Genomic DNA, 15,090 nt, shown 5'->3' on the forward strand with positions numbered 1-15,090 from the left:
CAAGGCGCGGCACAGTTGACGAAATACCGCGCCAAAATCAGGGAAACAGCAGACCGTCCATGCAGATTTACCTTCCCATTGCCGAAGTCTCGGTCAACGCCTTTACGCTGGTGGGGCTTGGCGGGATTGTCGGCTTGATGAGCGGGCTGTTCGGTGTCGGCGGCGGGTTCCTGATTACGCCGCTGTTGTTCTTCATTGGTATCCCGCCCCCTATTGCCGTGGCGACCGGGGCCAATCAGGTGGTGGCCTCGTCTTTCAGCGGGGTGCTGGCGCATCTGAAGCGCAAGACGGTTGATTTCCGTATGGGCGGCGTGCTGCTGGCGGGGGGGCTGGTCGGGTCTTATCTGGGCGTCTGGGTGTTTGCGGCGCTGCAACGGATGGGGCAGGTCGATCTGGTCGTGCAGCTTTGCTATGTGGTGTTTCTGGGCCTGATCGGCGCGATGATGTTGCAGGAAAGCATCCGTGCGCTGATCCGGTCGCGCGGCCCGGCCAAGCCGCGACGGCGCAATCCGCATAGCTGGGCCGACCGGCTGCCCTTCAAGATGAAGTTTCGCGCCTCGGGCCTGTATATCAGTGCGATTCCGCCCCTGCTGGTGGGGCTGGTCGTCGGGGTTTTGGCCGCAATCATGGGGGTTGGCGGCGGTTTCATCATGGTTCCGGCGATGATCTATCTGCTGCATATGCCGACCAAGGTGGTGATCGGTACTTCGCTGTTTCAGATCATGTTCGTCAGTGCCTTTACCACGTTGATGCACGCGGTCAGCTCGAACACGGTGGACATCATGCTGGCGGTTTTGCTGATCGTCGGCGGGGTGATCGGGGCGCAGATCGGCACGACGCTGGGCGCAAAGCTGCGGGCTGAACAGCTTCGTATCCTGCTGGCGCTGCTGGTGCTGGTGGTTTGTGGCAAGCTGGCCTTTGATCTGGTGGTGACGCCGGACAATCCCTATTCCATCGCGCGGGGGATGGGTTGATGTGGCGTCTGCTGGTCCTGTTTCTGATGGCTGCGCCCGCGCTGGCGCAGGATGGCGTGGGCGACGAACCCGGCCCGCGTCAGGTGGCGATGCCGGTCGATCACAGTGCCGAGGGCGAGCGGATCGTTGCGGGGCTGTCGCATGATTCGGTGGCGATTACCGCCAGTTTCGACGGGTCCGAGATCCTGATCTATGGCGCGATTGGCCGTGATGCGCCCGCACCGGAGGGGCCGCTGGACGTGATTGTGACGGTCGAGGCACCCTCGGATCAGGTCACGATCCGCAAAAAAGAGCGGCGTCTGGGCATTTGGGTGAATACGCAATCGGTCCGGGTCGGGGCTGCGCCCAGTCTTTACACGGTGGCCACCACCCGGCCTTTGCGCCAGATCCTGACGCCTGCGGCGGATACGCGCTGGCGGATTTCGATTCCCTTGGCGCTGCGTGCCTTTGCCGGGCCGCAGGATGTCGAGCGGGTGGCTACCTTTACCGAAGCCATGGTGCAGACCCGCATTGCCGAAGGGCTTTACCGGCTGGACGAAGGCTCGGTGCGGCTGGTCGATGATACGCTGTTCCGGGCTGATGTGCGCCTGCCCGCCAATCTGGTCGAGGGCGAATACAAAACCCGTATTTTCCTGCTGCGTGGGGGCGAGGTCATCGCCAGCCACCGCGCCGCGATTGAGGTGCGCAAGGTCGGGCTGGAACGCTGGCTTTACCGCATGTCGCTGGATCAGCCGCTGCTTTACGGGCTGTTGTCGCTGGCAATTGCGATTGCGGCGGGGTGGGCGGCATCAGCGGCGTTCCGGGTGATCCGCCCGCAATAGGGTCAGCCCGCCAACGCCGCCAGCCGGCTCATGGCGGCATCGACACCGCCCGGCCCATGTGGGATTGCCAGCGCCTTCATGCCGGTTTCCATCACCGCCAGCGTGCCAAGCAGCCCATGCGCTGATAAATGGCCCATATGTCCGATGCGCAACGCGTTTTGCGGATCACGGGTCCCAAGTGCCACGCCAAGCGTGACGCCCGTGTGGGTGCTGGTCCAGTCGCGCAGCCGGCCGGCACCCGGCAGCCGTGCCGCCGTGACCGACCGCGCCCGTGCCGCCGGGGCTGGGACGTTCAGGGTAATATCCGTCCCCTTGCCCCATGCGTCAAAGGCTGCCCAAACGGCTTGGGCAAAGGCGTCATGGCGGGCCAGTCGAGCGGTTTCGCCCTCCTCGGCCATGAGTTTCAGCGCTTCTTCCAGCGCGTAGATCAACTGCACCGGCGGCGTGCCGCCCCATGCCTGCCACAGCGCATCCGGGGCGATGCGGGGTTCCCAATCCCAATAGGGCGTGGCCAGATCGCCGCGTCGCCGCGCCCGGTCGCTGAACCAGACAAAGCCAAGCCCCGGCGGAGTCATCAGCCCCTTTTGGCTGGACGAGACCAGCACATCGACGCCCCATGCGTCCATCTGCATCGCCTCGCAGCCAAGTGCTGCAATGGCGTCCACGGCCAGCAGGGCAGGGTGGTCGCCCATCGCCGCCCGCAGCGCCGGAATATCGTTGCGTACCGAACTGGCGGTATCGACCTGACAGACCAGCACGGCCTTGATTTCGCCTGCTTTATCCATCGCCAACCGTTCGGTCAGCCGGGTCGGATCGGCGGGCTGACCGGGGTTTGATGTGATCTCCTCGACCGTAACACCCAGCTTGCGGGCCATATCGGCCCATGAGGACCCGAACAGCCCGTTGACCAGCACCAGCGCCTTTTCGCCCCGGTTCAGGATATTGGCGGTCGCGGCCTCCCATACCGCATGGCCGTTGCCGATATAGGCGGCGATATTGGCCTGCGTGCCGGCCAGATCCTTCAGCCGGGAAAAGGCGCCCGCGCAGCACTCCATCAGCGCGGGGCCGTAAATATCGGGCGCAGGCCGGGCCATGGCGCGCAGCACGCGCTCGGGGAAGTTCGAGGGGCCGGGGATGGACAGAACGGCGTGGCCTTGGGCAAAGGGCATGGGGAACTCTCCTGACAAGGGTTTCCTGTTGCGCCCGGCCCGTGCGCCCGTCAAGCCCCGTGCGGCTTGTGCCTGCCCGGCTGGGGTCGTATCTGATGACAAAAGCAGCAGGCGAAAGGTGCCATGTCAGAACCCGCGCAATCCCAACGCCTTTTTGCCCGCATGTGGACCGATTACCTGCGCCCGTGGCGGCCGCGCATGGCGGCGGCGTTCTTTTTCATGGTGATCGAAGGCTCGACGCTGGCGATTTTGTCATGGATGCTGAAACCGCTGTTCGATCAGGTTTTCGTGGGCCGCGATTCCAGCGCGATCTGGTGGGTTGGCGGGGTGATTTTTTCGCTGTTCGTGATCCGGGCAGTGACGCTGATTATCAACCGCAGCCTGTTGACCAGTATTTCGCTGGCCGTGTCCACACGGATGCAGGTTGACCTGCTCCGCCACATTCTGACGCTGGATTCCGGTTTTTTCCAGAAAAACCCGCCCGGCGCGATGATCGAGAGGGTGCAGGGCGACACAATCGCCGTTCAGGATGTCTGGTCGGTGTTTATCACCGGTGCCGGGCGGGATGTGATTTCGCTGATCTCGCTGTTCGGGGTGGCGATTGCGATTGATCCCTATTGGACGCTGGCGGCGCTGATCGGGGCGCCAATCCTGATCCTGCCGACGGTGATGGTGCAGCGTTACATCCGGCGCAAGATGCGCCAGACCCGCAACGTCGCCAGCGACCGGGCCACCCGTCTGGATGAGGTGCTGCACGGGATTTCCGCCGTCCGCCTGAACCAGATGGAGGAATACCAGACCAGCCGCTTTGCCCGTATCGTGGATCGTATCCGCGATGCCGAGGTCAAGATGGCCGCCACCCGCGCGGTGATCCCGGCACTGATCGACATTGTGACCGGGCTGGGGTTTGTCGGCGTGCTGGCGCTTGGCGGTGCGCAGGTAATGAACGGCGACCGCACGGTGGGTGATTTCATGGCGTTCTTTTCCGCGCTGGCGCTGGCCTTTCAGCCGATGCGGCGGCTGGGAACGCTGGCCGGGACGTGGCAGGTTGCAGCGGCCAGCCTGGAACGGATTTATGCCGTTCTGGATACCCGCCCGACGGTGTTTTCCGGCCCGCGCCATGATGGCCCGCCCGATACCACCATCCGGCTGGATGACGTATTCCTGTCCTATGGCGATACGCCGGTGCTGCGCGGGCTGAGCCTGACGGCGCAGGCAGGCCAGACCACGGCACTGGTTGGCCCCAGCGGTGCGGGCAAGACCACCGTGTTCAACCTGCTGACCCGGCTTGCGGACCCCGATCAGGGGCAGGTCAGCATTGGCGGCGTGCCGGTGCGCGACTTTGATCTGGCCACGCTGCGGGCGCAATTTTCAACCGTGGCGCAGGAACCTTCGCTGTTCGATGAAACCCTCCGCGACAATATCGCCGCCGGGCATGAGGTCTCGGACGCCGATGTGAACCGCGCCATCACCGCCGCCTATCTGGCCGATTTCATCGCTGGCCTGCCCGATGGTCTGGCGACGCAGGCCGGGCCGCGCGGCTCGGCCCTGTCGGGGGGCCAGCGGCAGCGGGTGGCGATTGCCCGCGCGGTGCTGCGCAAGGCCCCGATCCTGTTGCTGGACGAGGCGACCTCGGCGCTGGACACCGCGTCCGAGCGGATGGTTCAGGCGGCGCTGGATGACCTGTCACGCGACCGCACCACGCTGGTGATCGCGCACCGCCTGTCAACCATCCGCAACGCTGACAAGATCGTGGTGATCGAGGCTGGGCAGGTGGTCGAGGAAGGCACGCATGAGGCGCTTCTTGCCAAGGGCGGTGCCTATGCCCATCTGGTCAGGATGCAATTCGGGGATGAGATATGACCGAGCGTTTTCTGATCCATGTCACCGGCGCGGATGCTGCGGATTTCCTGCAAGGGCTGGTCAGCAATGATATTCGCCGCGCCCCTGTCTGGGCCGCGCTGCTGACGGCGCAGGGCAAGTATCTGGCGGATTTCTTTGTGATTCCGTGGGATGGCGGCTTTCTGCTGGACGCCGACCCGGCGCAGGGACCGGGTTTGTTGCAGCGGTTGAATATGTATCGGCTGCGCTCTGCGGTGACACTGACACCGCTTGACCTGCCGGTGACGCACGGTATCGGGCCTGCCCCCGAAGGCGCGATCCCCGATCCGCGGCATCTGGCGCTTGGCTGGCGCGGCTATGGCGTGGGGGCCGATGACGGCACCGATTGGGACGCGCTGCGGGTCGATCTGGCGGTGCCGCAAGCCGGGGTCGAGCTGACACCCGACAGCTATATCCTTGAAATGGGCTTTGACCGGCTGCATGGCGTCGATTACCGCAAAGGGTGCTATGTCGGGCAGGAAGTCACCGCCCGGATGCATCATAAGACCGAGTTGCGCAAAGGTCTGCGCCGGGTGCTGATTGCGGGCGCGGCCCCGGTCGGCAGCCCGATTCTGACCGAAGACGGGCGCGAGGCCGGAACGGTTTACACGCAATCCGGGGGGCGGGCGCTGGCCTATATCCGCTTTGACAGGCTGGCCGCCGGATTGCGGGCCGGTGATGCGGTGATTGCGCCTGACCCGGATGACCCGGCGGCCCCATGACCGCCCCCATGCCCGACGCAGACCGGCGGATCATCCATGTCGACATGGATGCGTTTTTCGCCAGCGTCGAGCAGCGCGACAACCCCGATCTGCGCGGCAAGCCAGTGGTGGTTGGCCATGACGGCCCGCGCGGGGTAGTCGCGGCGGCCAGTTATGAAGCGCGGGTCTTTGGCGTGCGCTCGGCCATGCCCTCGGTCAAGGCGGCGCGGCTCTGTCCGGGGTTGATTTTTGTGCCGCCGCGCTTTGACCAATATCGCGCCGTCAGTGCCAAAATCCGGGCGATCTTTGCGGATTACACGCCGCTGATCGAACCCTTGTCGCTGGACGAAGCCTATCTGGACCTGACCGGCCGCCTTGCGCCCGGCCAGACCGCGACCCGGCTGGCCCGCGAGATCCGTGACCGTATTCGCGCGGAAACCGGCCTGACCGCCAGCGCCGGGATCAGCTATAACAAGTTTCTGGCCAAGATCGCATCGGATCAGAACAAACCCGACGGGCAATGCGTCATCACCCCCGACCAAGGCCCGGATTTCGTTCTGACCCTGCCGGTGGGCAAGTTTCACGGCATCGGCCCGGCAACGGTGGCGAAAATGGCCGCCATGGGCATTGCGAGCGGCGCAGACCTGCGGGCGCAGAGCCTTGAGACCCTGACCCGCCGTTTTGGCAAGGCCGGGCGGCATTACTGGCATATCTCGCGCGGGATCGACTTGCGCGAGGTCCGCCCCGACCGCATCCGCAAATCCATCGGGGCCGAGCGCACCTATAGCACCGACCTGCACGACCCGGCAGAGATGACCGCTGCGCTGGACTTCCTCGCCGGTAAGGTGTGGGAGGCCGTCATCCGCCACAAGGCGCAGGGGCGCACGGTCACGCTGAAACTGCGCTATGGCGACTTTCGCCAGATCACCCGCGCCCATTCTCTGCACCGTCCGGTCGCGGATCAGGCCGAGATGCTGACCATCGCCAAGGCGCTGCTGTCCCCGCTGATACCCGACCCGCGCGGCGTGCGCCTCTTGGGGATTACCCTTTCGGCGCTGGCGGAATCTGACCCCGACGATCAGCCCGACCTGTTTGCCCGGCCTGTTTGAATGACGGCGGCCTTCTTCTTCACTTAAATATCCCCGCCGGAGGCATCCACGCCCGCAACCGGCACCAGCGCCCGCCACTTGAGGCTTCCCCTATCCTAAGCATAGATTTTCGCCGTGAAATCTGCCTATGCTGCACCTGCACAACAGGGGGCGGTGATGCAGGACAAGCGGATCAATCTGGCTTTGCAGGGCGGTGGGGCGCATGGGGCTTTTGCCTGGGGTGTTCTGGACCGGCTGTTGGATGAAAAATGGCTGCATATCGAAGGGGTCAGCGGCACGTCGGCCGGGGCGCTGAACGCGGCGGCGCTGAAAGCCGGGCTGGCGGTTGGCCGGGGGGCGCGGGGGCGCAAGGCGGCGCGGGAAAACCTCGATGCGGTCTGGTCCGAGGTGGGCCAGTTCAGCGAAAACCGTATGGTGCGCTGGATCGCCAGCCTGTTCCCCATGCCGCACGGCTTTCAGCGCCTGGCCGAGATGTTCTCGCCCGTGGCATGGATGGAAGGCGTGGCGCGGGTCTTTACCCCCTATGACAGCGGGCCGTTTTACACTAACCCTTTGCGGCAGACGATCGCGGCCATGCCGCACCCGGATTTCTGCGCCTCGGGCGGGCCGCAATTGTTCATTTCGGCCACCAATGTGCGCACCGGACGGGTGCGGGTTTTTACCGGCGGGGAGGTCTCGATCAAGGCGGTTCTGGCCTCGGCCTGTCTGCCGACGCTGTTCCGCGCGGTCGAGATCGACGACCCACAGACCGGCCAGCGCGAAGCCTATTGGGACGGCGGTTATTCGTCCAATCCGGCGCTGTTTCCGCTGTTCGATCAGGCGCTGCCGCGTGACATCGTGATCGTGAACATCAACCCATGGCTGCGCGACGAGGTGCCGAAAACCCCCGTCGCCATCCAGAACCGCATCAACGAGATCAGCTTTAACGCCAGCCTTCAGCGGGAATTGCGCGCCATCGCCTTTGTGAAGCGGTTGTTTGACGAGCAACGGCTGGAGGCGGGCAGCATGAAGAACGTGCTGGTCCATATGATCTATGATGACCACTTGATGACCGACCTTTCGGCGCGGACCAAGGTCATGCCGGGACCGGGCCTGCTGGCGCGGATGAAGGCCGCAGGTCAGGATGCGGCGGAGAGCTGGCTGACGGCCAATGCCGATGCGCTCAATCAGCGCGATTCGGTGGATTTGCGCTCGCTGTTCGGCTGAGATGCCGGGCGCGGGTCGGGATAGACCAGCCCGGCCGAGATAATCAGCTTGGCCGCATCCTCGATTCCCATATCCAGAAAGTGAATCTCGGATTTGCGGACGTAAAGCAGAAAGCCCGATGTCGGGTTTGGCGTTGTCGGCACGAACACCGCCATCAGCGGGTCTTCGGCAGGGGCGACACTGGCCAACTCACCCCGCGCGCGACCGGCGACGAAGCCCACGCCCCACATGCCGCGGCGTGGATATTCCACCAGACAGGCATGATCGAACCGGGTTTCTTCCTGACTGAAGATGGTTTCCGCGATCTGCTTCACGCCGCTGTAAACGCTGCGGATCAGCGGCACCCGCTCGACCAGACGTTCGGCCCAGCGGATCAGTGATCGTCCGATCAGCCCCTTGGCCAGCCAGCCGATCAGCGTGGTGAAGATCAGGAACAGCACCACGCCAATTCCGCGCAGATTCAGCCCGATGTAATGTTCGGGCCGCCAGTCGGCAGGAACCAACGGCAGGATCTTGCTGTCCATCCAGCCGGTGATCGACCAGATCAGCCAGCCGGTGACGATGATTGGCACCAGCACCACCAGCCCGGTCAGAAAGGACGAACGCAGTCGCGCCATCATCCCCCGCCGGTGCTGGATCAGCAGCGGCGCAGGTTGCAGGTGGGGGTGCTGGTCATGGTCATCACTCATGGGGCGCAGGATGCCTGTCGCTGCCCTGACGTCAAGACGCTTTGGCGATTTCCGAGGCCAGCCGCGCATTATTCAGCACCAGCGCGATATTGGCAGTCAGTGAACGGCCTTCGGTCAGGTGGAAAATCCGGTCCAGCAGGAAGGGGGTGACGGCCTTGGCGCTGATGCCTTGCGCTTCAGCCTCGGCAAGCGCCTGATCCACAACGGGAATCATCGTGGCGCGGGGGATTTCGTCGGCCTCGGGGATCGGGTTCACCACCAGTTGCCCGCCGGGCAGGCCCATTTCGGCGCGGGTTGCGGCGGCGCGGGCGATGGCGGCAGGCTCATCCATGCGCAGCGGTGCCTTCAGCCCGGAATCGCGCGACCAGAAAGCGGGCAGGGCGTCCTGACCATGGGCAATGACCGGCACGCCATAGGTTTCCAGCACCTCAAGTGTTTTGGGCAGGTCAAGGATCGCCTTGGCCCCGGCGCAAACCACCGTGACCGGGGTCAGGGCCATTTCGCGCAGGTCGGCGCTGATGTCAAAGGACAGCTCGGCCCCGCGATGCACGCCGCCGATGCCGCCGGTGGCAAAGACCCGGATGCCTGCCAGATGGGCGCAGATCATGGTGGCCGCCACCGTGGTCGCGCCATTGCCGCCCATGGCGACGCAGGCGGGCAGGTCGGCGCGGCTGACCTTCATCACCTGTTCTTGCGGCAGTTGTGCAAGCGTGACCATTTCTTCATCGGTCAGGCCAATGTGGACCTGCCCGGCCAGCACAGCGATGGTGGCCGGGACCGCGCCGGCGTCGCGGATGGTCTGTTCGACCTTGCGGGCCATTTCGACATTTTGCGGATAGGGCATGCCGTGGGTGATAATGGTCGATTCCAGCGCCACCAGAGGCAGCCCCTTGGCGCGGGCGGTTTCGACTTCGGGCGAGAAATGCAGGTTCAGGGTCATGGATGGTCCTTTCCAGAAACATGATCGGCGGCGGCACGGGTGGCACGGGCCAGCGCATCCGCAGGGGAGGCACCGCGCGTTTCGGCGGCAAGATGGGCAGCAAGGAAGGCATCACCTGCGCCGGTCACGCGGGCGATAGTGACTTGCGGCGGGGTCTCGCGCAGCAGCGGGCGGCCAGTGGCAGCCTCGGCTACCATCTCGGCGCCATCGGTGACGATGACGCGGGGGGCGCCAAGGGCCAGAACCGCCTGCGCGGCCTCGGCGGCATCTGCCAGCGGGCGGCCCGCCAACACCTGCGCCTCATAGCGGTTCAGATAAAAACAGCCGCGCCCGGCCCGGATCAGCGGCAGCAGCCGGTCGGCTTTGCCGGGGCTGGCAGGCACGACGCGCAGATCGGCGCGGGACAGTTCCGGCAGGGTGCTGATGCGGGCCAGCAGATCGGTGGTCAGGTTGCCATCCAGCACCGCCACGCCAGGCCATGGATTGGCGGCGCTGGCAAGACGGCCATCCATCAGCGGCGACAGGATCGTATCACCCGCCTCCTCCAGCGAATGAGCGTCGGCAATGGCGGCGATCAGCCCGTCGGGATCTTCGATCGCCATATAGGTATCGGTTGGCAGGTCGGCGCGGCGCAGCAACCAACCGGTTTCGACGCCAAGCGTTTCTGCCGCACGGCACAGCGCATCGCCCTCGGGTTCACAGCCGACCGCGCCAAGCACGGCAGGGCGCAGCCCGTGGCGGGCCAGCGCAATGGCGACATTCAGCGCCACGCCGCCGGGGTGGTGGGCGATGCGGCCGGGGATGTCGCGGCCTTCGGTCATACGATGCAAGCCGTGGCCGATCACGTCCCACAGAACCGCGCCGATGCAAAGGATGGGCTGCTTTTGCGTCATTCCTGACCTCCTGCCGGTTCCAGCCGGGTGATACCGGCATTTGCCGCCTGCGCCAGCGCCGGGTCCAGCGACATGGTGATATATTCGCCGCGGCGCCAGCGTTCGGACTGGTCGTCATAATGGCGCGACAGCGGATGGCCGGATTGCCCGGTCGAGGTGATGAACACCGAATTGTCCGGGTCGGCAAGGTCGTAAACGGCGCGATAGCCCGGCCCGAACCCGGTTTGCCAGCGACCAAGACCAGAGCCATCCCCGGCCAGTGGCGCGGCGTTCAGGGTGAAATCGCCACCCGACAGCGATTGCGTCAGGTTCACGATCCAGCCGACCGCGCGGATCTGGCCAAGCGCCGGGTGGATCTGCCGGGCTTGATGCAGGTCGCCCCAGCGCCAGCTTTTCACATCCGCCCCGAACCGTGCCGTCAGATCCAGAATCGCCGCGTCCAATGCCTGCCGGGCGATGGTGGTGCAATCCTCGGCCTGTTCAGACTGCACCACGTCGCACCAGACCGCCGCGCCGTTGCGGTTGCGGAACACGCGTTCGATGAAATCGGGCCGCAGCGTGGTTATATCCTCGGCCAGCGGGCCAAGCTCGTCCCGGATCAGGCGCAGTTGCAGGTGGCGCATCCATGCGGCGTAGATCATCGGCTCGGGCAGATGTTCGGACATATTGCCGTCCCATTCCGCCAGCAGTTGCAGCGCGTCCTGACGCTGGCGTTCGGGCGTGCCGGGGGCGGCGGGGTCGCCGGTGAACCACAGGTTCGCGCCGACCAGCGGCAGCAGGCGGCGGGCGGCGGGGCTGACCGTATCAAGCTGGGCGTCGATGAAACTGTCGCGGGAATGAACTTCGCGCCCTGCCAGAAGGCTGGCCAGCCGGTCATCGCCAAGATGGGTGCCGGGCTGGTTCCCGGTCGAAGCCACCAGCCCCGGCTGATCCGGTGCCAGCGTCTGCAACAGCCGTGCGCCCGTTTCGACGCCCTGCCAGACCGAGTTGGCGGCAAAGGCGGGCGCTGGCATCAGCCCTTGCGTGGGGTGATCGGCGGGGCGCAGCGGCACCGCACCCGCCAGCACCTGCTGCACACCGCTGTCATCCGCAAGGCTGACCGAGAGGGCCGGGGCGACCAGACCTTGCAGCGCGGCTTGCGCTTCGGTCTGGCTTTGCGCCCGCATCAGCCCCATCAGGGCCGAGATCGAGGCGTCCTGCGCTGACAGCCCGGTCCAGCGCAGCGCCGCGACATGGCCCGAGGGCATCACGCTGTCCAGCGCGAAATGGCCGCCGGGAATCACCGGGCCATTCGTCGTGTTGCGCAGGGTGATGGTGCGCGGGTCCGCGCCTTTGATGCGGATGGTCTCGCGCCGGGTCTGAAAGCTGGTCCAGCCATTCGGGCCGCGATAGTTGTCCGCCGCACCGGGCTGAACCTCCTCGATCAGAACATCCAGATCGTCGATCCCGGCGGGGGCAACGCCCCATGCCAGATGTGGGTTGCGCCCCGACAGAACGACCGGAATCCCCGGCACCGTCGCACCGATGGCATCGCCGCTGCGCAGTTGCAGTCGCGCCAGATAGAACAGCCCCGGTGCGGTCAGCCCGATCTGCGGATCATTGGCCAGCAGCGCCCCGGCCGAGGCCGTCCGCTGTGGTCCTGCCGCCCATGCGTGGCCGCCAAAGCCCGTGCCGACCCCGGCAAAACCGGCCAGCATATGCCATTGGTCGGGCTGTGCCGGGCCAGATGGGCGGGTCGGAAAGGTGTTGCCGCGAAACAGGCTGGCATAGGCGGGCAGGGCCGGATCATCGGTTGCCCCTGCCATGACCTCGACCCCGCGCGAGGGCAGCGCCAGCGACAGCCGCGCCCGCGTCACCTCATCGGTGATCTGACGGGTCGAGGCCGCCGCCAGCAGTTTCAGAATCGCAATGCTGTCGGCGGGCCGCCAATAGGGAATCGCCTCTGGGAACAGAAAGAACTCGGGTGCGCCACGGCCGCGTGCGCCAAGGTTTACCTGCTCGATCCATTGGTTCACCCCCGCCGCATAGGCGTTCAGCGCGTCCTTGGTCGCCTGATCCTGTGCGTCAAAGCTGGTCTGCGCTGCCTGCGCCAGCGCCAGCCGCCGCACCAGATCGTCCTGCGCAAAGGCCCCTTCGCCATAGACCTCTGACAGCCGCCCCTGCGCGGCACGGCGCAGCATCACCATCTGGAACAGCCGGTCCTGCGCATGGGCCACGCCAAGCGCGAAGAACGCATCTTCGTCCCGTGCCGCAAAAATATGCGGCACCGCGTCTGAACTGCGGATGATCTCGACCGGGGCGGAAATCCCCGTGACCCGCAGCGTGTCGCCATATTCCGGCAGCGAACGGGTGGCGAAATACCAGATCAGCGTCGCCGCTGCGACCGCCAGCACCAGTGCCGCAATGGTCAGCCGCAGCATCCAGCGGAACAAAGTCAGCATTGGCAGTCCTTTGCGGGCGCGGGCGGGTGCTTGACGCATACCGTCCGGGGTGAAAATCTTGGCGCTGTCTAGGACAGGCGGCGGTGCAATTCAACGCGCAAGCGAAAGGGAAGGTCATGGCAAAGGTAGCATTTCTGGGATTGGGCGTGATGGGCTTTCCCATGGCCGGGCATCTGGCGGCGGCCGGGCATCAGGTGACAGTCTATAACCGCAGCCCGGCCAAGGCCGATGCATGGGTGGCGCAGCATGGCGGGGGCGCTGCGCCCACGCCTCGGCAGGCGGCAGAGGGTGCGGATTTTGTCATGGCCTGCGTCGGCAATGACGATGATCTGCGGCAGGTCTGCCTTGGCCCGGACGGCGCTTTTGCGGGGATGGCGGCGGGGGCGGTCTTTGTCGATCACACCACCGTGTCGGCACAGGTCACGCGCGAACTGGCGGCGCTGGCGGGCGCAACCGGGCTGGGGTTCGTCGATGCGCCGGTCTCGGGCGGGCAGGCGGGGGCGGAAAACGGCCAGCTCTCGGTGATGTGCGGCGGGGCGCAGGCGGATTACGACCGCGCCACGCCGGTGATCGCGGCTTATGCGAAAATCTGCCGGTTGATGGGACCGTCGGGGGCAGGGCAATTGACCAAGATGTGCAACCAGATCGCCATTGCCGGACTGGTGCAAGGCCTGTCCGAATCACTGGCCTTTGCGGAAAAGGCCGGGCTGGATGTTGCGGATGTGGTCGAGGTGATTTCTCAGGGGGCCGCCGGAAGCTGGCAGATGGTGAACCGTCACAAAACCATGGTCGAGGGCCATTTCGACCACGGTTTCGCGGTCGATTGGATGCGCAAGGATCTGGCGATTTGCCTTGCCGCCGCGAATGAGACCGGAGCCAGCCTGCCAGTCACGGCGCTGGTCGATCAGTTCTATAAGGACGTGCAGAACATGGGCGGCGGTCGCTGGGACACATCCGCCCTGATCGCCCGGCTGCGTTAAAGCGCGGCCTCTGCCGCCGCCCGGATGGCACGGATATTGTCGCCGTAAACCTGCGGTTGATCGGCGGAACCGCCCTTGAACACCGCCGAACCGGCCACCAGCACATCGGCCCCGGCCGCGACCAGCGCGGGCGCGGTGGTCGGGTCCACGCCGCCGTCGATCTCGATATGCACCGGGCGGTCGCCGATCATCTGCCGCAGAGCGCGCACCTTTCCGGTCATGTCGATGAACTTTTGCCCGCCGAAACCGGGGTTTACCGTCATCACGCAAATCAGGTCGGTCAGATCCAGCAGATGCGCCACAGCCTCGGCCGGAGTGCCGGGGTTAAGCGCCACACCGGCCTTTGCCCCGCTGGCCCGGATCGCCTGAAGCGTGCGGTGAATATGCGGCCCGGCCTCGACATGGGCGGTGATCACATCGGCCCCGGCATCGGCAAAAGCCTGAATATACGGATCAACCGGCGCGATCATCAGGTGAACATCCATCACCGTTTTCACATGCCGCCGGAATGCCGCCACGGCGGGCGGTCCAAAGGTCAGGTTCGGCACGAAATGCCCGTCCATCACATCGACATGGACCCAATCGGCCCCCTGCGCCTCGATCGCCTGAATCTCGCGCCCAAAATCCGCGAAATCGGCAGACAGAATCGACGGTGCAATCTTGATCTTGCGGTCAGACATGACGGTTCCCTTTCCTTGCGGTTGATCCCCGGTTAGGCGCGATGCCCGCACAGGTCAACCGTTACGCGCGGCCTGCGCTGCGCCATTCGTGCCATGTCAGCCAGATCACCAGCAGATCAAAAGCCGACAGCGCCAGCATCATGGGCGAGTGGTTCAGGCTCCAGCGATGCAATTGATAGACCACAAAGCCCGAAAACACCGCAATCGCCAGCGGATAGGCGGCGCTGATCCGCCGCGCCAGAAGCAGCAGCACCACCAGCTTTACCAGCCCGTGTCCCATCAGATAAATGGCATAGAAATGCTGGCTGTCGGCGCTGAACCGATCCGCCAGCGCCTGCACATGGCTGGCCAGATAATCGTGGCGATCCTCGATCAGTTCGTTACGGGTCAGCCAATGCACCAGATTCAGGATCGCCCCATGGCTGACCCACAGCAACGCCGCCCCGGCCGCAGCTTCCAGCGCGGCAAGAATGGTCTTGACCAGCAGCCCGGCCTCGAACAGCCAGTGCAAAAACCCCTTTTCGGCCGCCAGATGCCGCATCAGATCATCTTTTGTCTATAAATATCCCACGGGGGACCGGGGGTGTGAAACCCCCGGCTCTGCCC

At 65.2% G+C, this 15,090-nt stretch carries 14 protein-coding genes; 7 read left to right on the top strand and 7 right to left on the bottom strand.

Annotated elements, in window-relative coordinates:
- Positions 1-59: 59 nt before the first annotated feature.
- Positions 60-974, top strand: coding sequence for a sulfite exporter TauE/SafE family protein (locus Q4G24_RS03730; RefSeq protein WP_303365163.1), 915 nt, complete (start codon positions 60-62; stop codon positions 972-974).
- Complete coding sequence (locus tag Q4G24_RS03735; protein ID WP_303365164.1) at positions 974-1,795, top strand: TIGR02186 family protein; 822 nt, start codon at positions 974-976, stop codon at positions 1,793-1,795. Before Q4G24_RS03730 ends, Q4G24_RS03735 begins: the two co-directional genes overlap by 1 nt.
- A 2-nt stretch (positions 1,796-1,797) precedes the next feature.
- On the opposite strand, the gene Q4G24_RS03740 is transcribed toward Q4G24_RS03735, so the two are convergent.
- Positions 1,798-2,964, bottom strand: coding sequence for an alanine--glyoxylate aminotransferase family protein (locus Q4G24_RS03740; protein WP_303365165.1), 1,167 nt, complete (start codon positions 2,962-2,964; stop codon positions 1,798-1,800).
- Between the two features lie 123 nt (positions 2,965-3,087).
- On the opposite strand from Q4G24_RS03740, the gene Q4G24_RS03745 reads away from it, so the two are divergent.
- From Q4G24_RS03745 to Q4G24_RS03760, 4 genes are all read left to right on the top strand, one after another.
- On the top strand, positions 3,088-4,827 hold the full coding sequence (locus Q4G24_RS03745) for an ABC transporter ATP-binding protein (protein WP_303365166.1): 1,740 nt from the start codon (positions 3,088-3,090) through the stop codon (positions 4,825-4,827).
- On the top strand, positions 4,824-5,567 hold the full coding sequence (locus Q4G24_RS03750; protein ID WP_303365167.1) for a folate-binding protein YgfZ: 744 nt from the start codon (positions 4,824-4,826) through the stop codon (positions 5,565-5,567). The genes Q4G24_RS03745 and Q4G24_RS03750 overlap by 4 nt, the downstream gene beginning before the upstream one ends.
- Positions 5,568-5,575: 8 nt before the next feature.
- Positions 5,576-6,655 (top strand): DNA polymerase IV, encoded by a 1,080-nt coding sequence (dinB, locus tag Q4G24_RS03755; RefSeq protein ID WP_303365168.1) that lies wholly within the window; start codon positions 5,576-5,578, stop codon positions 6,653-6,655.
- A 156-nt stretch (positions 6,656-6,811) separates the two neighbouring features.
- On the top strand, positions 6,812-7,861 hold the full coding sequence (locus Q4G24_RS03760; protein WP_303365260.1) for a patatin-like phospholipase family protein: 1,050 nt from the start codon (positions 6,812-6,814) through the stop codon (positions 7,859-7,861).
- Here the strand turns inward: Q4G24_RS03760 and Q4G24_RS03765 are convergent.
- From Q4G24_RS03765 to Q4G24_RS03780, 4 genes are read right to left on the bottom strand one after another with little or no spacing between them, the layout of a single operon-like run.
- On the bottom strand, positions 7,822-8,550 hold the full coding sequence (locus Q4G24_RS03765; protein ID WP_303365169.1) for a DUF502 domain-containing protein: 729 nt from the start codon (positions 8,548-8,550) through the stop codon (positions 7,822-7,824). The genes Q4G24_RS03760 and Q4G24_RS03765 overlap by 40 nt on opposite strands.
- A gap of 31 nt (positions 8,551-8,581) precedes the next feature.
- Positions 8,582-9,490 carry a pseudouridine-5'-phosphate glycosidase gene (locus tag Q4G24_RS03770; protein ID WP_303365170.1) on the bottom strand — a complete coding sequence of 303 codons (909 nt, stop codon included), beginning with the start codon at positions 9,488-9,490 and terminating at the stop codon, positions 8,582-8,584.
- The gene (locus Q4G24_RS03775) at positions 9,487-10,383 is read right to left on the bottom strand and encodes a PfkB family carbohydrate kinase (RefSeq protein ID WP_303365171.1); all 897 of its coding nucleotides are present in this window, start codon (positions 10,381-10,383) and stop codon (positions 9,487-9,489) included. Before Q4G24_RS03775 ends, Q4G24_RS03770 begins: the two co-directional genes overlap by 4 nt.
- A complete protein-coding gene (locus Q4G24_RS03780) occupies positions 10,380-12,824 on the bottom strand; it encodes a penicillin acylase family protein (RefSeq protein ID WP_303365172.1) in 2,445 nt (814 codons plus the stop codon). Before Q4G24_RS03780 ends, Q4G24_RS03775 begins: the two co-directional genes overlap by 4 nt.
- Positions 12,825-12,940: 116 nt before the next feature.
- Here Q4G24_RS03780 and Q4G24_RS03785 point away from each other — a divergent pair, with 116 nt between their 5' ends.
- Positions 12,941-13,804 (top strand): NAD(P)-dependent oxidoreductase, encoded by an 864-nt coding sequence (locus tag Q4G24_RS03785; protein ID WP_303365173.1) that lies wholly within the window; start codon positions 12,941-12,943, stop codon positions 13,802-13,804.
- Here Q4G24_RS03785 and rpe read toward each other — a convergent pair.
- Together rpe and Q4G24_RS03795 are read right to left on the bottom strand one after the other, a co-directional pair.
- Entirely contained in the window at positions 13,801-14,484 is a 684-nt protein-coding gene (gene rpe / locus Q4G24_RS03790) for a ribulose-phosphate 3-epimerase (protein WP_303365174.1), read from the bottom strand. The genes Q4G24_RS03785 and rpe overlap by 4 nt on opposite strands.
- Before the next feature lie 61 nt (positions 14,485-14,545).
- Entirely contained in the window at positions 14,546-15,025 is a 480-nt protein-coding gene (locus Q4G24_RS03795) for a DUF2127 domain-containing protein (protein ID WP_303365175.1), read from the bottom strand.
- Positions 15,026-15,090: the final 65 nt, after the last annotated feature.

The organism is Paracoccus sp. (in: a-proteobacteria), assembly GCF_030538695.1.
Taxonomy (GTDB): domain Bacteria; phylum Pseudomonadota; class Alphaproteobacteria; order Rhodobacterales; family Rhodobacteraceae; genus Paracoccus.